Genomic DNA, 17,346 nt, shown 5'->3' on the forward strand with positions numbered 1-17,346 from the left:
CATTTATCAAGTTCAACGCCCATATGATATACCCAAGCAAACAGGACATAGAACAAAATGTATTATCCTTGTTAAGAATAAAAAAGATACGATTTTTATAGCATTTGTTTTACTATTGTTATTGAAAACCAATTCTCCGTACACGATTTAGAATAATGGGGCTTCTAGATATTTTGTATAATACGGGCTCAATGAATGAAATTCATGCATAAAAAATTATATATATTACTTGTACTGCTTATTGGGACTTACCTTATTCTTTTGCAGTCTCTTGCTGCCTGGCCTTTTGTTATTGATGATGTTTATATTCCATTACGTTATGCAAAACATTGGGTAAGTGGCAATGGATTATTGTGGAATATTGGAGAAGCACCAGTAGAAGGATATTCCAGTTTTAGTTTTCTTCTTCTTTCTTCTGCAGCCATCGCTTTAAATTTAGATCCTCTCTTTTTATTAAAAGTGGCAGGTTTTTTAGGATTAGTATTTACAGCTTGGGCAGTATATTGTTTGTCCAGATTATTTTGCTCAGTCTGGTTTGCATTTATTCCTTGCTTTTGGCTGTTAGTGTACCGGGATCAAATTTTCTGGGCTGTGAGCGGCATGGAGACAGCGGTTTATCAAGCATTTATTTGCTTTGCCTTGTTTTTTTTATTGCGCGGAATAGGTTATAACTTATTCCCTGTAAAACGCACAGCGTCAAAGCCCTTGTTCTTGATGTTTGCTGGCGTACTTTTTGCATTTACTGCATTCACACGTCCTGAAGCCCCAGCACTCGCTCTTTTACTTTATGCATTAGCACTTTGGGATCGCCCATCTTTTTCGCAAGCATACTACAGGCCTCTTTTTGCAAGCGGGCTAGTATTCGCTGCCGTTTTTTTGCCCTATTTTCTATGGCGGTGGCATTATTTTGGTCGGATATTCCCCAACCCTATTTATTGTAAAGGGTTTAGCAATGAATTTAACTTTGTACTAGATTGGTCCTATTTACGTTTTGCCTGGCCATTTTTACTGCTTGCGGCAGTGGCAAGTTATAAGTCAAAAGATAAGCGGCATTATTTTTTTTGGTTGCCAACACTTCTTTACTTGCTGCTCTTATGGAAAGCAGAGCTTGTTTCAGCATTCTTCAATCGTTTATTTCTAGCTACTTTTGCATTAATTCTCCCTCTTTCTTTGCAGGGGTTAATGAGTTTTCTTGACCGCTTGATACCCGAAAGGAAGGAAGTTTATGTGTTTGCTTTATATATTATTTCAGGAAATATCGCATTTTTTTTCATTCCAGTCATGAGCCTAAAAGCGTATCGTACGTATACTCTTAATCCTCAACAAGGAATCGTATTAAGAGAACAAGTTGCAGATTGGCTGGACCGTTCTGTACCTGCAGGCTCATGGGTATCATTAGGTGATGTTGGTCTCATTAGTTACCGAAGTAATTTGAATTTTTTAGATTCGTATTGTCTAAACAATAAGGCAATGAGCGCACAGCAAGATATGTATCACTGGCAATGTGGCGAAGTGATAAAAATAAAGCCTGAAGTAATTATTCTTCAGTCCGCATATGACAAAAGTGGGCCGCCATATTATACTTATGCACCAACAGATGCTTGCATACGGAAAGAACTGAAAACCCATCCTGAGTACCACTATAAAACCAGCTTTGAATTTTGCGAGTCTCATGTAGGTTGCACACGTTATAAAATATATTCAAAAGATTGGCGCGCGCATTGAGAGAGCTGAATCATTATTAAACTCACCAACAAAATCCTTTAGAATTTCTATTATTTCAGAATGAATGGCGTCTTTGACTTGTGGATCGATATTCTTAATATACTGCTCAGGGTGATGTAAAAGAGAGTTTAAAATAATAATCTCTGCTGAAGGTAAAGAATTATCGCACTGTTCTCCTTCAAGAATAAGGCTAATCGCCGGCACTATATGAGTAGCATTATTTTGTTTTCTTAAACGATTGAGTATCGCTTGAGCATGAACCTTAATTGTGTTGATTTGTATAAAAAATTTATGATTTTTAGCTTCACGCATAATGTATCTTTCGTTGATTATAATTCTTGCAACAACTAACAAAAAGTTGCAATATCGTATAACAATATAAAATTTTCTTCCATTTTCATGCAAAGCAAATTTGCTTTTTTCCCTTCTCATCAACATTTTTCAATCGATAGTTTTGATAACGCCTTTCGAAGGCTGGTATTGTCTGCCTTTATGAGACGTTTTAATAGCGTAGCAGATGCTCGTCTGTATTTAGCAATATGCGGAATAGACATAGAGCTCACAATTAAAATCTTCTTATCCATGGAAAAAACTGGAATACTCGATACACCCATATCTGAAGCTATATTCGCGCCCGTGGGATGCGGTGATATTGCAAACGCATTGTGTCGATTGATAACCGGCGATGAAATGATAACAGTAAAAAATGAGGCACAATCAATTATCGAGCTAAGTAAAGCACTCCAAGAAAATTTGCCACAAATAATTCGCATTGATATACCAGGACACTCCTACGTCATGCTGGCTTATGAAAAAACATCTGAAGGAATTTGGGGATACATTTATCAATCCAATGTAGCTTATGGCATGGAAGATAATACTTTTTCTCTGGCGGCTTGGCTCATGGATGCAAAATCATGTAAAACAAATCTTTCGGAACATCTACAAAAATTAGCCCAACTGATGGAGCCCACTGTTTCTAATTCAGTGAAAGAAATCATCTATCTTGAGTTATATTGTGCCAGACCTATCATCGATGTAAAAACTCCCGCAAACACACAACAAATTATCTCATACATGAATGAGAATCTTAGTCTTAAATATAAAATCAGAGCAGTGCGTGCAAAAGATATGTTGCTTGTTGCAGAACGCATACAGAGAATAATAAGCCAACATCCCGAAGAACAGCAACAATCGCTGGATAGTTACATTTCTAAAATAAGAACTGAACTGGAAGAGTCCAATGAGTCAGAATTTTATCCTGCAGCAGAGCACATGTAAGGCTCAAATATCTCATTGTCGTAAACGCCTGAGGATTGTATGTGATAGTTCATTGACAAAGCTATTTCTTACTTATGACCAATTATGTTACAATGTGCACAACAATAGATAGGAAGTAGCACGTGCCCTCTTCAGTATCTCCAAAGAATTATCAATGGATAGCCAGTCTCTATTTTTTTCAAAGTATTCCCTATGTGGTCGTCACTTTGATCGCAACCATCATGTATCAACAATTTGGGATGGCCAATACACATGCCGCGTTTTTAACCAGTTTATTTATGCTGCCTTGGACAATTAAGCCTCTGTTCACTCCTTTTTTAGAGGATCGTGCTACGAAGAAAAAACTAATCCTTTATGGTCAAGCCACGATCAGCTTACTTTTTATGATCATGGCATTTTGTGTCGATACTCCCTATTTTCTTATCATCAGTACCTTGGGTTTTGTAAGCCTTGCCTTTATTTCGTCGCTCCATGATATTGTTTCTGATGGTATTTATTTACTTAATTTAAATAATAAAGAACAGAAAAGATATGTCGCTTGGCGCAGCTTTTTTTATCAAATGGGAAGATTGTTCATTAAAGGAGGGTTATTGGCCTTGATGAGCAGCCTTGCTTTGCATTATGAATTGAATGTGTGGCGAATGTTTTTTCTCAGTTTATTTGTTATAGGATTTGTACTCACCTGTTATCATATAACTAAAATCCCAGAAAACAACGCACCAACAGAATCGATTAATTCGAACTATCACCGAGTTTTTAAAACACTATTCTTTAATAAAAAAATCTATCCCATATTACTCTTCATTTTTTTATACAATTTTTCCGAAGCACAGATGCAAAAAATTATCCCTTTATTTTTGTTGGATCGCGAAGGATTGGCGCTCAATTTATATCAGGTTGGACAGCTCTATGGGATTTTTGGCAGTACATTTTTGATGTTGGGTATTTTTATCTCAGGCTGGCTTATTACGCACTATAAACTGGAACATTGCGTCAAAAACGTAACGGTCCTCTTGCTTTTTGGTCATCTTCTTTATCTTTTATTCCCTCTTTTTGATACAAACCATCCCCTGCTGTATCTTGTTATTTTATTGAATCAATTCACAGTAGGTTTAGCCAATGGGACTTATATGGGATATCTTTTGGGAGTAGCCAACAAAAGTGATTATCCCATGTCAATGTATACTGTTTGTACCTCTATTATGGCCTTAAGTTATGTATTTTTTGGTGCGTTTAGTGGCTGGATAGAACAACAACTTGGTTATTCTGTTTTTTTTCTTTATATTTTTGCCGCAAATATCATGCTGGTCATGATAACTTTCAGAGTGATGAATCAGTATGATTGACTTACTCACAACCTTAGAAAATGAATTGGTACAAGCACGCTCACTTGCTGAGTGTGATCTCACCTTGAGTGATTATTTAAGTAAAAGAGGGATTACAACATTTTCATTTACTTATTATGCATATCATCCAAACTCAGCCAATCATTTAAAATATGACATGTGTTCTGCCAATTTCAAATCATGGCATCAACATTACCTGGAAGAACAATACCAAAATATCGATAGCACGCTGAGTTTTGTTTATAACAATCATTTGCCGATTTATTGGAATTTAAAACAACAGTTAGCACAAGCCACCAGTGAATCAGAACGTGCCATGCGTAAAGACTCCATTGCCTTTGGTTCAGAAGCAGGTTTATCAATCCCTATTCATGGACCACATAATAATTTTGCAATTTTGTTATTGGTGCAAATGCAAAATCAGCAATGTAATTTACAAGACACCTCTGCGCAGTATGAATTTTTTGTTGCAGCACATCTCTATTACCATTACATCCAAACCCATCTTTTAGAGCAAGTCAGCGAAAAAGAGGCTTTTCATTTGACCCAGCGTGAAATTCAATGTTTGCTATTGATTGCAGAGCAACATTCTGTCAAAGAGATATCCCAACGGCTTGAAATCAGTGAGCGAACAGTTAATTTTCACATCCAAAAAATCAATAAAAAATTAGGTACCAAAAATAAATATCAATCTTTAGCTAAGGCATTAGAGTATCAATTATTAATCTTATGAGCCCCTGTCATAAATGACAGTAGTTACCTGCCAATCAATAGAATTAAAATTCAACTTCTTGTTCATTGGAGATTCATAATGACCTTTTTAAAGAAAATTATTCGCTTAACCATGCTGACTACAGCTCTGATTCCTGTAGTAGCCAATGCAACATTAACTTTATATACGACCAATTGGTCTATGTATGGTCAAAATCCTTATGAATATGATGGTGCTTATAAAATAGGTCGACCTTACGGACAATTAGCGTATGTTTATAATCCGGAAATGGTCGCTCAATTCAATAAAGCAGATGTCATAGCCTGGAGTTTTTTACAAGTATGGAATAGTAAAGATCCCAATCAAGCTCAGTATCAAATTCCCTCTAGTTGGGATGGTTTAATGCATTTTGCAGATCTTTGGGGTGAGTTGCCTTTAGAAGGCTCCTGGATCTCACCTTTACCTCCAGAAACCAAAGACTTCCTTGATTTTTGTACTGCAAATCAAGGCGCGTGTACTTCGGTGCAAATCAATGGCAACACAGGACAAAAAGAATTATTTACTTACACCGACCAAAAAGGTGTAGGACAACTCAACAGTTTTGGCGCCTTTATTCATTCCAACAAATATACTGCAAAGCGCATTATTGCGGTTGGTGGGGCAAATACAACAGAAAATAAAGGAATCAGCACCGCTACTTTTGCAGCCATTTTCGCCAATCAAGATAAATTTTTAAAGCAATTTAAATCCTGGATGAACCATTTCAAAAATTTAAAGGGAGTTGATTATGATTTTGAACCGCCTATTGATCTACAAACTGGCGGGCAATTACCTCCTGATGCAAACACTCTGACAGACTACAAACATCTTTTTGATTTAGTCAAAGCCAGTCGACAAACCTTAGGAAAAGATGCCTATATCTCGGTAACCATCACGGTGAATAAAGATTACCTAGAAAAAATTAATGACTCGGTAGATGGCGGTTGGTTTAAACAAATCGCAAATTATGCCGATAGCGTTAATTTAATGACTTATGATTTACATGGCCCTTGGTCGCAAAGCAGTGATCCCTATACAGCCGCTCATGCCTATTTAAAGCAACCAGACACCAATCACAAAGATGAATTTGCCATTAACTATGCAACGGACTCCATTACAGAACAGGTTCTTGCATATGGAATGCCTAAAGAAAAATTACAAGTTGGCTTAGCAGCCTATGGTCGAGGATTTTCTGGTGTCGAGCCTGGTGAAAACCTTGCTCTTCCTGGTTTTGAACAACCGTGGACTGCTGCAAGCCATTTTACTTCTGAATATTCGATACAAGATGGTCTACTACCTTATAAAGCTGTAGATAAATTGATAAATCAACTCAATTATAAGGTCTACCACATCCAAGCCTTTGATGAGAGCAATAATCCATTTATTACTGGATCTTATCTTTACAATGCCTCAGCAAAACAATTTGTTGGCTACCAATCTCCAGAAGTGATTAAGGAGGTCTGCCAATTTATCAAGAGCAAGCAACTCAAAGGTGCTATTATGTGGAGTGCTGATACCGACTTACCTGTTTCTAATCCCAACAGTTTGGTTGCTACTTATAAAAATTTATGCAACTAATTGTGTAGCCTGGGTGTCGCGCAGCGAAACCCGGGTTTCAATGACCAATGTTCCTGGGTTTCGCTGCGCGACACCCAGGCTACAAAACACATGGAAAAACAATTTTAACTCCGGTTGTGCATTTATTGAGCCCGCTTAACTATAATATATATAGGGACAACAAAATTGGAGGTATTGGATATGAACTCGTTCAGCCCCAAAGATCTTTATGAAGCACGAATTAAAATTGAGAATAAAGTGATCTCTACAACCACTGGAAAAAATATCGACACTTTAAAAATACATTTAAGTGAACGATGTGATTTAGAACCTTCTGGAACCGAAGGAGAAATCATTGAGCTTGCTACAGGTAAAATTATATACCGATGTAATAAACAAACTATAATCGACAAATAATACTATATACTTCTCGCAAGTATATCTCCTCGATGTATCCCTGTTCATTTTGCAACTTAAACTTAATATCCAAAATGCATTTCGTCCTTTGCTTCAACTATACTTACATTATTCCTCATTTCTTTAATTTATTTGAGTTAGTGGAACATGGCGAAATCCTTAAAATGCGAAGCTAGGAGTTAATCAATTAGGAAGGAACCAGCATGAAAATATATCTCGTCCAGCATGGAGAAAGTTTAGGAAAAGAAATTGATCCCCAGCAATCACTGACTCAAAAGGGAACAACTGAGATTGAGCATTTAAGCCATTTTCTTAGTCATAAAAAAATAGGAATTGCTCGTCTACTCCACAGCGGCAAACGCAGAGCGGAACAAACTGCATCCATACTGGCAACCAATTTAGCCTTTTCCGAGCAGATAGAATTTCATCAAGGTCTGGAGCCTTTAGATGATGTTAATCCGATTGTAACGGAAATCAATCAGCAACAACACAACATGATGTTGGTGGGGCACATGCCTTTTATAGGCAAATTGATTGGTAAACTTGTCATGCTTGATGAAGACACCCCCCTTGTTGCCTTTGTCCCGGGAACTATCGTCTGTCTTGAACGCACGAATGAAGGAAAATGGCTTATCAATTGGATTAAACGTCCTGATATATAGAATGGAAATGTATTGTTGCAAGCAGGCAAAACTAGGTATTATTGATAAATAATTTAATTGGCAAGGAAGTCTCATCTATGTACAAAAAAATTTTGGTAGCAGTGGATGATACTAAAGCATCCTCTTTAGCGTTAAAAGAAGCGATTAAACTTGCAAAGAGTCAAAACTCCACGCTCCATGTGATTCATATAATTGATACCCTCTATGAAGGTGATGTCGATCGCGACACATTTGTTGAATTAGCTAGAGAACAAGGCCAGGGTATTTTAAATGCAATGAAGAAAATACTTAGTCGTTCGAAAGTAGAATTTGAAATGAAACTTTCTGAGTTAATCCCTTCTAAACCCCAAATTGCGGAAAAACTTATTGATGAAGCAACAGCCATGTCTGCTAACTTAATTGTTATAGGTACCCATGGTCGGCGCGGAATTCATCATCTCCTTACAGGAAGTGTAGCCGAAGAAGTCATTCGCATCTCCAAAACCCCGGTATTGCTAGTTAGAGGCTAGCAATTACATCAGAGCACGCTATGTATGTGTGCCGGTGAGCGTCCCTAAAGTCATTGAGTTTGATAAGCCAACTTTATTCTGCTTCACTTAATATATTTCGAATTCATTCCTCACACTATTTTGGAGAGCAGCTGCGTCTTCATCGCGAGTTATTAGGGTTCCAATTAATAAAATCTTAATAATGCTATGCTATAAACCATAGAACATTAGTTATACATGTTGGCGATAATATGCATAAATTATACTCTAAGCAGCGTATAAATTTCGACTCGTTGGTTGATGCAGATCTGCCTCGGTATGAATTTCATCGCACTTTGCGTCAGGCAATTGCCCTCTCTGCTAGCAGCTACTCACAACAACAAGCGAGTGATGGCGTTATTTACCGATGGGATAACATCGCTCCAGAAATTGCTCTCGTTATTCTTCAAGATGCACAAAAACAGAAAGTTGATATTCAAGATGAAGTAATTCAGAGCATGGGTATAGAGGCATTTAATGAGGCTCGCTTGCAGCGAGTAATAGAGAAATTACAAAGCAATCCACGCTACTCTTTATTTCTTCAAAAATTGGCATTACATCTTGGTGTGCACAAATCTGTAGAACTCACCGTAGAACATTTAAAAGCAGCGGGAATTGTCAGTCTTGAACAATTTGATGCCGTATTTACCCAATTTTTATATACACAAAAAAAATTATCCAAGAGCTTTCCCAATTTCAAAAAAATAACAGACGAGGATGACTATTATCAATTCATTACATTTATGGCAAATGAACCATTATATGAATCATTCCTTTTATCATTTACCCAATATCTTACCGCTGAATTTAATCAAAACAGAATAAAAAGTAATCAAGTAGAGATTCCAAAAGAAATTAATAGTCAAACACTATTAAATTTTTACCAAGCTATTAGTTATAATTTGAGTTTTCAATTTCCAAAGTCAAGACCACTAAATAACAATACCTTGTATGTTGAGTTGCTCGATAACGCACTGAAATATACAGTTATTGATCTCTCCGGAAACGAAATCAGCGCAACAATCAATTTCAGCGAATTGGATTTTACCCTAGACTCAAATACCACCGAAGAAGAGTTAAAGAGTCATTTGCCAAATCTTTTGAAAATTACATCACAACGAGGTCATACCGGAGATCTTGCTCTTAATAATACTGCAGCATTAAGAGATAAAGGCATTGCTTTTTTGGAAAGTGACGTGGGTACAAGCTTATTTTTATCCCATTTACCAGCGGTTGATCTGGTTAAAGATGAAGGATATCAATTTAATCTTTATCAGTGGTTAAGTCAGGGAAATTTGGAGCGCTTACAAGATCAATTGGTTTTAGGAGCCTGCCAACGCTATAACCATGAGCTTGATGCCTGGTTAAAACAAATGAAAACGCCAACAGAACTAAGTGAGGAATGTCAAAAAGAGATCGATGCGGTCGGCGATTTAATGAAAAAAATTACAGCGATAATCGCAGCCCTTGATGACAATTCCCATGAAAAAGACAACGAATTAGATGAGAAAATAACGCAACTGATCATTCATTTAAAAGTACTTAAAGAATTCTACAGACAAACCCCGCTTTTAAAGCCTGGAGATGCGTTTCCTACAACAGCAGATAATTTTGAACATTTTATCAAAAGAATTCTTTTTAACTCATCTAGCGATAAATTAATTCAATATGTGCCAGATAGTGTTGAGCAAGACAAAATTTGGAAATTAAATTTGGTGCATCTAGTGAATGGATTAGTGAACGATAGAAACTATGTTTCAGTTCGCGATGCACAGGGTAAAAGCGAGCATACATTTTTAACAGATCCGTCAGGACTTGTTTTAAGCCCTTTTGTTGTTTTTAGAGAGCAGCTTAAAAAGAACCTTACAGCGTATCTTAAAAATGATGTTCATCATTATCATACGGTACAGGGCTATCAAAATGATAAATTAAGTATGAGTCCGGCACCTGTTGTCTTTAGAGGAGGCCATTTAACTGACTCTTTAAATGAAACCGTAGTTTTTGCTAAGAAAATGACGCGTACTGGTGAATATTCCGCTGACGGTCATTTATTGGCTGGACAAGAAAATAATGTTAAAAAACATGAAATTCGCGCCGGAACCGCTTCTACCTTGGCAGCTACTGGTGTCGATGGAACACGTTCTGTTACAGATAAATTTGATGTTGCAATCAAATTTGGTGGAATGAATGATGTAAAAATTCTCTATATTGTTCGCGGTAAAACATCATTCCATTCGCAACCTTTTGCAGAACTTGTAGGTAAAACGAAGTTAGGTGAAATTGCTTACACGCACGTGAATCCTCATGATTATGTGATGACAATCCTTTATGATCGCAATAATGAAATACTTGATGTAATCCCGGGTAATTTAGACGGAGAAATTCAAGGCGTCAGCGCATTTACTAAAGAGGTAATTGCTTCAGGTATTGAGTTTTATAATAAAAAGCACGACAAGTCCTTAACTTCCAAACCAGTAGTGAAACTCCCTGTTCGCGGGCAAGAACAGATGGCAACTCGTTTGTCCCTCAACAAACCATTGCTTGATATTCTTCATTCTCATAAAGCAGTGTCAGCTCCAGCAATAGAGACACCACCAGCCCCCAAACAAGCAGACAGCATCAGGCTCAGACGCTCTATGCATGCGGGTCATAAAATACTGTCATTAGAAACCTTACGTCCGCAAGTAGAGGTCATTAAACCAACTAGTGAAAAATCAGATCTTCCAGAAGGAACATTCAAATTAGTCCATGGAAGATTAAACGAAGTAAGAGAAGCAGCAGTGACTCATTTCAATATGAGGCATGTTTTGACACTGAAAGATTTTAATCGATGGAGCATTCGAGAGAGAAAACTACAGGAATCTTATAATCGTATATTACAACCTAATTTTATGGAAGGTGACATCCAAGAGCAATTGACACATGCGAACGTAGCTCATGAAGAATGGTTAACCGATGTTCTGGTACCCCGATTGCCAACGGCTTTGCTGCTGCATATTGCGACACGCTTAATTACCGACTATCGAGTGGATACTGAAGAGGTAAATCAACTGGCACAACAATTATTCCATAGCATTATGGAATCACAGGAGCACTGCTTAGAACTAATGGCAATTTGGCCAGGAACTCAGGAATATCAAGCAGACAGTTATCAACATTGTGTGCAAAGAGCTCATGAGCGAATGGCACAATTATACCCATCCGTGAGTAAAAGCAGCACCGAATATGAATCTAAATTTGCATCCTGTTTGGTCATGGAAAGGAATAAAGTTCAAAAACAAGTAGTAAACAAAACGATGTCCATGTTTTTAGATGACCATCTGGATGCTTTAGCTCAAAAACATAAACTGGAGAAAAAAACGGTTTATCCGTTAACGGATAACCATGACTTTGTTTTTTTAGGTCCTGCGGGAAGTGGAAAGAGTACCATTTCCAGTCAATATATTAAAAAAGAAGACCGAAAAGATTATGTCTCATTAGCTACCGATGATTATCGAGGCATTTGTCTGCCATTTACAGAAGAATTTGAAAAACAGGAAACCGATCAAGCCTTTATCCGCACTCAAGACAGTGCTTATTTGATTAGTGAACTTGTTGAAGAGCGTATGCATGCCCAGAAAGATAAAAGACCGAATGTACTCATTGATGGAGTGACCTATAAATCATCACAAAAAGCTTTAGTGGAAAAAAATAACAATTCCATCGTAGTCTGTGCCTGTTTGGATGACATGTCTCAAGTGGTTAAACGTTGTTATGATAGAGCAAAACAAGAAGAAAGTGGTTCTGCTGATAAAGGTCGATATGTCAATACATCCAGCTTGCTCCATATGCATAAAACAGCAAGTCTCAATCTATTAGTTTATTGTGCGCCTAATATAACCATAGATTTTTACAATACGAATGTGGCACGAGGAGTAACTCCTCCTTTAATTGCCACCGTCGATACCCATGGAGAAAAAACACTCACAATTAATCATAATAAAGGTTCCTTGCTGTATTTAGCCTCTTTTTTCAATAAAGCTCGAGTTAATGTAGGTGCTAAAAGTGATCAACAACTTTTTTTAGATAAATTAAAACACCCCGAATTCCAGATTGATTCATTATTTGCAGTAATGGATTACGGATTTAAAATTGTATTGCAAGGTGAAAATAGCATGCCCTGTTTAACTGTTGAAAAGAGCAATAACGGAATTGTCATGAAAATTCTCGATCCAAAACAGGTAAAAAATAAAATTGAAGAAAATAAAACTGAGACGCCCCTATTGCACATGCTTTTATTGTATGGTCATCTCGGTAATTTGAAAGCGGTTCAGAAGGAATGTTTGATGCACGAGGATATTGATTTAATCGTCGAACAAATAATTGATGCTCAATCTCAAACAAAAACGGTATGTAATGATCAGATGTTTTTTTAAAATCAGTTTTATGGAGCATGCAATTGATACGATATAATGCATTTTTAAATCAGAGAGGGCCTACAATGAATGAACGTCTACTCAAAAAAATCGAGCTCGAGAAAAATAAGATAAAAGAGTTTATTGATTCCATGCGCTGTATTTTTTCGGAAACTGCTAATGAAGCTGAAAAAATAAACCGCCTTGAGGTATTAGATACTTTATTGCTGTTGGCAACCTATGCTCAACCTGACGAACTTGAAAATGAATTTCTAAGTGTGCTGCCAAACAATGAACGAGGAGATACACTCAATTATTTATGTCAGCAACTTCGAGAAATCAATGGCTTTTGTCTCGGTTCTTTTAGCGATGAACATGAAGTATATCAAGATTTATTCTCTAATATAGAACTGTCTACCGCAGAAAAAAAACAAGCGGTACGCGATCTTTTAAGTAAAAATATTACTGAATTAATTTTTACAGAAACACAGACAATGTCACATCGTTTGGGGTCATAAAATGGTACTTCATCCCATATTTTCCTCTTAAAACCAGTTATTTCAAATAGAAAACAATACTCTTGAATACAGAGGCCAAATAAGTAGCGTCATAATAAAAAATGGAATAAGATGGCGCTCTGTTGTTTCTCAGGAGAGTTATTCTGACTACCTTTTTCAGTGCAACATCGACTGCAGCCTCCGCAATTTATGCTGAGTTCAAATTCTATCCTTACTATAATTTCGGTTTTCATCTCGATGCCATTACAAGCTTTTTCTGCCATATATTACGTGCCCTCTATGATTTAACTGCATTTTTATTACGCGTATTGATTACACCTTTTTGTCTTTTAAATCCTTTGTCTTGGCCTAGTTTACCTGGACACACTATAAATCTTATTGACGATTTGGTGGGTTTTGCACTCAGTGCAGTCAGTGTGGTCATTCACCCTTTTATTGTTGTTATCCGTACATTGAGCTCGATGATTCGCGGTTATGATGAAGGAACAGATTATGATTGGGGTACAAAAACCGAAGAAGAAGATTTAGAAATGGCAATGGCCATTTGGTAGCCTTCAAGTCCCAATACAATAAATCAAATTAAATGGTAGGCCGGGTGAAGGCAAAGCCATAACCCAGGTTTCGCTACGCATCCAGGCTACAATTTTTTAGAATTACCGCTCTGCCACCTGTGCAAACGTTCCTGTTTTTAGAAAGCTCATAATTAATTGTCTGGTTGTTGTATTATTCATAATAAAGGTATGATTGGAGTTAACAACTACTGGTTCATTTTGTCCTTGCAAGCGAGCCGAATCAGGAGGAACTTTCGCATCATAGCGCCCGGCTATAATCCCAATTTTAATGTTTGGTACAGGCACGTGATGTACATACGATGTTTGCTCAGAACTCAATTCAGCCAATGGCTTTATTGGGAAAGTAAACATAGGGAGCATTTCGGTAGACAGTTTCGCCAGTTTTGAGCCCTGATTGGGTGGGGCAAGCATGATGAGGCAACCTATTTTTTTTAATTGTTTTGGTGACCAGGTTGATAATGCCTGCCGGGTAATAATACCTCCAAGACTGTGAGTTATAAAACTAACTCGAGCACCTGGATTTTTTTCTAATAAATTTTTAATAAACTGATTTAAGAAACGCCCATGCTCTTGAATACTGTACTTGTGCGATGGATAACTGTAAGAGTAAACTTCATACCCTTGTCTTTTCAAATAATTTTTTAATGGCCACATACTGAGGGATGTACGCATCAAACCATGGATTAACACGATGATTTCTCGATTATGTTCAGGTTTAACTTGCACGTGAGACGGCATCGTATGGATTTGCTTGCTGGCATTGGGTAAAAATGCATAAGCATGAGCCATACTAATCACGCCAATAATCATCAGGATAAATCGAGTAAATTGGTTTCTTTTAAGAATGGTTTTGCTAGCCATTATTTCCCTTGTATTTAATTTTTATATTTTGGTTTTTTTTAAACCATGGATTTAACAACCCAGCCTGCTTTGTCATTTTTTACTTAATATAGCAGTTTCAAAAAACTTTCCAATTAGAGTAAGTACTTATTCATTTTCCCGACTGGTTATTAATGGTTAACTTGCTAAGTTTATGGATTTATTGATCATTATGTGGTAAATCAGTGTATTCATTAGGAAGTGATGAGTCTTCTAAAGATGTCGATTGAGCCGCATCATTGTTAGATCCAAATAAACCCAAACCGATGAGGAATTATTATGTTGAAAAAAGCGCTTGTAGCCACATTATCTATTATCAGTTGCTCTGTTTTTCTTCCTGTGTATGCCAATGAAGATCTGAGCTGCAAAGTAGAAGTTGCCGTTGCTACCCCACCAGTGCAATTTGATCAAAATGTTGCATTTAATGTGACTAATGAATTTGGGTTTGCTAGATCGCTTACCATGCTTGGTGGAAAAGCACCTCAATCCATAGATAAAATACCTTGTTCTCCAGCGCCTCTAACCATCAGCGCAACTTTATATACAACACCGCTACATTCTATGTTCCAGGGACCAATTATTGGTCAATGTGTCTTAAAAGCAGGGCCAGTCATTTTAAATGGTCCAGATAATAGTGTTTCAGTGGTATTTCCTAATGATTTTAACTGCAATTAATCTGGAAATTTTTGCCTACATTCCGAATAATGTAGGCAAAAGCGGTTGCGTCTAATTCCATTTATAATGGGTCATCATCTCTTTGACAACGCATTCCCCAACTTGCCCCAACGCACGTGAAGATAGCGCCTAAGAAAAATAGCGTGAACATGATGAATGCCCCAGAAGTAAGATTACTAGGTGTTACATTAACTTCGACTACTGCCTCATTCTGGCCATTTTTCATTGCAGAAGAAATTTTGGTAGTACCTACTGGAGTTGAAATTTGATTTACTGTGACTGGCATCGCCACTACAGTACGAGAAATCGAATTAGTATAGGTTGCTACAGATTGGCTCAAAAGCCCTATCAATATAGCTCCTAAAATTAATGCAATGACCCAGGTAATAAAACCGTACATGACGCCTAAATTACGTTCAGGACAATACAAACGTCCTAAATAGCCAGCAGTATATCCTGCAACAAGCGAAGAAATTACCACCCCTATAATTATTCCTAGCATACCAGCTATTGCTGCTAGCATGGAGCCATTGCTCATGGTTTTAAAAGCACTAAGTCCTATTGCAACCCCGAAAAGATTCAACAAGAAACTAAGACCCAATGCGGTTAATGCACCAGCTAAAACAGCTGTCCAAGAAATGCGTTTATTTGGATGTATGTAGCAATGTTCTCCAACAGATGTGTTTTCACTTACCATTTGAATCTCCTTATCTCATGATGGATCTGCAGCCTTAATGATTATACATGCAGTTTACCTTTTTGCTGATGCCGCCAAACTTATACGAATCAAAAATTAACCTAAGTATTGATATTTTTCAAGAGCATACAAGACTACCCTCTCAGAAACACAACATACTAAATTCTTAACTTTATCTAGGATTCAGCTATTTGATCTATATTTCTAACAATATTTTTTGCAATAATATTTAAGGGTAAATCGTTATCCTCTTTACCAAAAGGTTCCTCCAGATCTTCAGATAATATTTCCAAACCCAATAAAATATATACAATCATGACCATCATTGGGATAACCAGAAATCCAAATGTATCTACCCAACCAAAAGGGAACATGATGGTATAAAACAGTAACGCTTGTTTTACAAAAAAGGCAAAAGCAGGTGGCACATGGGTATTCGCGATTCGCTCACAGCCCCCAGTCATATCAATCAAATTGGCCATATGCGTGTCTAAAGCCAAGTATTGCTCTAGCTGTAACTTATCTTCTTGACGTAGTTGATTGAGCAGGCAATACATTTTTTGAGTTACTAAAAGAACCGGGTGCTTGCCCTCAAATTCATGAATACATAAAGAGAGCAGCTCAGTTTGAATCTCTTTACTGTCTTTTCGTAAATGAGCCTTGATAATAACCGGTAATTTTTTTAACAACTCATAAAAATCAGGATGTTCTTGCAAACCAATAAAAGCATCAAATTTTAAACCTAAATTTCGACAATTATTAACAATTGATCCCCATAAAATTCTTCCCTCCCACCAACGAGCATAACTAGCATTTACCCTAAAACCAATAACTATGGTTAGGATAAAGCTAAAAATCAAATGAAATTGCCCCAGATTATGGCGAGTAGCATTTTCAAAAAAACAAGCAATGATCACTGCGTAAATGGTGACAACGATTGTGATAGGTAATAATTTTCGAAATACCTTTTCTTTATAAAACAAGAAAAGATGAGGAATCCAAGTTAAAAGATTATGTGTTCTTAGTTTCATCTCTGCTGATTACCCCATACTAAAAAATACAGTGTAACGTGACTACTATTCCGAAGCAAAGCCTCAAAGCGTACAGATCATTAATGGACACTCGATTCAAATATAAGGATGTCATCTTCATGCGGCGATAGCTACACCTGCGCTCCCTTTTTATGAGGTAACGCGCTCAAGATTAAGATTTTTTTGCCGGTACGCAACAAGAACCCAAAGCAGATGCACAAGAAGAGAAGCGACAGGAGATGGTTCTATAACTTTTGTTAAGAGAGAAGCATACTAGCAGGTACCTTCTCCCAGTAATAGGAGAAGGTCTGCGA

At 37.1% G+C, this 17,346-nt stretch carries 16 protein-coding genes; 12 read left to right on the top strand and 4 right to left on the bottom strand.

Features of this window, described 5'->3' with window-relative positions; all coding sequences use genetic code 11:
* Positions 1-204 precede the first annotated feature (204 nt).
* Positions 205-1,725, top strand: a complete 1,521-nt coding sequence (locus Lste_RS11535) for a hypothetical protein (protein WP_058511077.1) — start codon at positions 205-207, stop codon at positions 1,723-1,725.
* Here Lste_RS11535 and Lste_RS11540 read toward each other — a convergent pair.
* Positions 1,702-2,037, bottom strand: a complete 336-nt coding sequence (locus Lste_RS11540; protein WP_058511722.1) for a hypothetical protein — start codon at positions 2,035-2,037, stop codon at positions 1,702-1,704. The two genes, Lste_RS11535 and Lste_RS11540, sit on opposite strands and share 24 nt — an antisense overlap.
* Before the next feature lie 180 nt (positions 2,038-2,217).
* On the opposite strand from Lste_RS11540, the gene Lste_RS11545 reads away from it, so the two are divergent.
* From Lste_RS11545 to Lste_RS11590, 10 genes are all read left to right on the top strand, one after another.
* A complete protein-coding gene (locus Lste_RS11545; RefSeq protein WP_237760473.1) occupies positions 2,218-3,006 on the top strand; it encodes a hypothetical protein in 789 nt (262 codons plus the stop codon).
* Between the two features lie 122 nt (positions 3,007-3,128).
* Positions 3,129-4,352, top strand: coding sequence for an MFS transporter (locus tag Lste_RS11550; protein WP_058511079.1), 1,224 nt, complete (start codon positions 3,129-3,131; stop codon positions 4,350-4,352).
* Positions 4,345-5,085 carry a helix-turn-helix transcriptional regulator gene (locus tag Lste_RS11555; RefSeq protein WP_058511080.1) on the top strand — a complete coding sequence of 247 codons (741 nt, stop codon included), beginning with the start codon at positions 4,345-4,347 and terminating at the stop codon, positions 5,083-5,085. Before Lste_RS11550 ends, Lste_RS11555 begins: the two co-directional genes overlap by 8 nt.
* Positions 5,086-5,163: 78 nt before the next feature.
* Positions 5,164-6,681 (top strand): glycosyl hydrolase family 18 protein, encoded by a 1,518-nt coding sequence (locus tag Lste_RS11560; protein WP_058511081.1) that lies wholly within the window; start codon positions 5,164-5,166, stop codon positions 6,679-6,681.
* 180 nt (positions 6,682-6,861) lie between these two features.
* Positions 6,862-7,077: a hypothetical protein gene (locus tag Lste_RS11565; RefSeq protein WP_058511082.1), complete on the top strand. Its 216-nt coding sequence runs from the start codon at positions 6,862-6,864 to the stop codon at positions 7,075-7,077.
* A gap of 203 nt (positions 7,078-7,280) precedes the next feature.
* Positions 7,281-7,739 carry a phosphohistidine phosphatase SixA gene (gene sixA, locus Lste_RS11570; protein ID WP_058511083.1) on the top strand — a complete coding sequence of 153 codons (459 nt, stop codon included), beginning with the start codon at positions 7,281-7,283 and terminating at the stop codon, positions 7,737-7,739.
* A 77-nt stretch (positions 7,740-7,816) separates the two neighbouring features.
* A complete protein-coding gene (locus Lste_RS11575) occupies positions 7,817-8,248 on the top strand; it encodes a universal stress protein (RefSeq protein ID WP_058511084.1) in 432 nt (143 codons plus the stop codon).
* A 230-nt stretch (positions 8,249-8,478) separates the two neighbouring features.
* Entirely contained in the window at positions 8,479-12,681 is a 4,203-nt protein-coding gene (locus Lste_RS11580) for a DEAD/DEAH box helicase family protein (RefSeq protein WP_058511085.1), read from the top strand.
* A gap of 17 nt (positions 12,682-12,698) precedes the next feature.
* Positions 12,699-13,178 (top strand): hypothetical protein, encoded by a 480-nt coding sequence (locus tag Lste_RS11585; RefSeq protein WP_237760474.1) that lies wholly within the window; start codon positions 12,699-12,701, stop codon positions 13,176-13,178.
* A 122-nt stretch (positions 13,179-13,300) separates the two neighbouring features.
* A complete protein-coding gene (locus Lste_RS11590) occupies positions 13,301-13,729 on the top strand; it encodes a hypothetical protein (protein WP_237760475.1) in 429 nt (142 codons plus the stop codon).
* 102 nt (positions 13,730-13,831) lie between these two features.
* Here Lste_RS11590 and Lste_RS11595 read toward each other — a convergent pair whose 3' ends face one another.
* Positions 13,832-14,611 carry an esterase/lipase family protein gene (locus tag Lste_RS11595; RefSeq protein WP_058511086.1) on the bottom strand — a complete coding sequence of 260 codons (780 nt, stop codon included), beginning with the start codon at positions 14,609-14,611 and terminating at the stop codon, positions 13,832-13,834.
* Between the two features lie 297 nt (positions 14,612-14,908).
* On the opposite strand from Lste_RS11595, the gene Lste_RS11600 reads away from it, so the two are divergent.
* Complete coding sequence (locus Lste_RS11600) at positions 14,909-15,304, top strand: hypothetical protein (RefSeq protein WP_058511087.1); 396 nt, start codon at positions 14,909-14,911, stop codon at positions 15,302-15,304.
* A 61-nt stretch (positions 15,305-15,365) separates the two neighbouring features.
* Here Lste_RS11600 and Lste_RS11605 read toward each other — a convergent pair whose 3' ends face one another.
* Positions 15,366-16,001, bottom strand: coding sequence for a hypothetical protein (locus Lste_RS11605; protein WP_058511088.1), 636 nt, complete (start codon positions 15,999-16,001; stop codon positions 15,366-15,368).
* Positions 16,002-16,177: 176 nt separating this feature from the next.
* Positions 16,178-17,032: a bestrophin family protein gene (locus Lste_RS11610; RefSeq protein WP_058511089.1), complete on the bottom strand. Its 855-nt coding sequence runs from the start codon at positions 17,030-17,032 to the stop codon at positions 16,178-16,180.
* Positions 17,033-17,346 lie beyond the last annotated feature (314 nt).

The organism is Legionella steelei (assembly GCF_001468005.1).
Classification (GTDB): Bacteria; Pseudomonadota; Gammaproteobacteria; order Legionellales; family Legionellaceae; genus Legionella; species Legionella steelei.

Bases quoted from the DNA above. Each gene is read 5' to 3' on its own strand.
- Lste_RS11545 (WP_237760473.1), top strand. From the start codon at position 2,218: ATGAGACGTTTTAATAGCGTAGCAGATGCTCGTCTGTATTTAGCAATA.
- Lste_RS11585 (WP_237760474.1), top strand. From the start codon at position 12,699: ATGCAATTGATACGATATAATGCATTTTTAAATCAGAGAGGGCCTACA.
- Lste_RS11580 (WP_058511085.1), top strand. From the start codon at position 8,479: ATGCATAAATTATACTCTAAGCAGCGTATAAATTTCGACTCGTTGGTT.
- Lste_RS11540 (WP_058511722.1), bottom strand. From the start codon at position 2,037: ATGCGTGAAGCTAAAAATCATAAATTTTTTATACAAATCAACACAATT.
- Lste_RS11600 (WP_058511087.1), top strand. From the start codon at position 14,909: ATGTTGAAAAAAGCGCTTGTAGCCACATTATCTATTATCAGTTGCTCT.
- Lste_RS11595 (WP_058511086.1), bottom strand. From the start codon at position 14,611: ATGGCTAGCAAAACCATTCTTAAAAGAAACCAATTTACTCGATTTATC.
- Lste_RS11535 (WP_058511077.1), top strand. From the start codon at position 205: ATGCATAAAAAATTATATATATTACTTGTACTGCTTATTGGGACTTAC.
- Lste_RS11610 (WP_058511089.1), bottom strand. From the start codon at position 17,032: ATGAAACTAAGAACACATAATCTTTTAACTTGGATTCCTCATCTTTTC.
- Lste_RS11555 (WP_058511080.1), top strand. From the start codon at position 4,345: ATGATTGACTTACTCACAACCTTAGAAAATGAATTGGTACAAGCACGC.
- Lste_RS11605 (WP_058511088.1), bottom strand. From the start codon at position 16,001: ATGGTAAGTGAAAACACATCTGTTGGAGAACATTGCTACATACATCCA.
- Lste_RS11565 (WP_058511082.1), top strand. From the start codon at position 6,862: ATGAACTCGTTCAGCCCCAAAGATCTTTATGAAGCACGAATTAAAATT.
- Lste_RS11575 (WP_058511084.1), top strand. From the start codon at position 7,817: ATGTACAAAAAAATTTTGGTAGCAGTGGATGATACTAAAGCATCCTCT.
- sixA (WP_058511083.1), top strand. From the start codon at position 7,281: ATGAAAATATATCTCGTCCAGCATGGAGAAAGTTTAGGAAAAGAAATT.
- Lste_RS11560 (WP_058511081.1), top strand. From the start codon at position 5,164: ATGACCTTTTTAAAGAAAATTATTCGCTTAACCATGCTGACTACAGCT.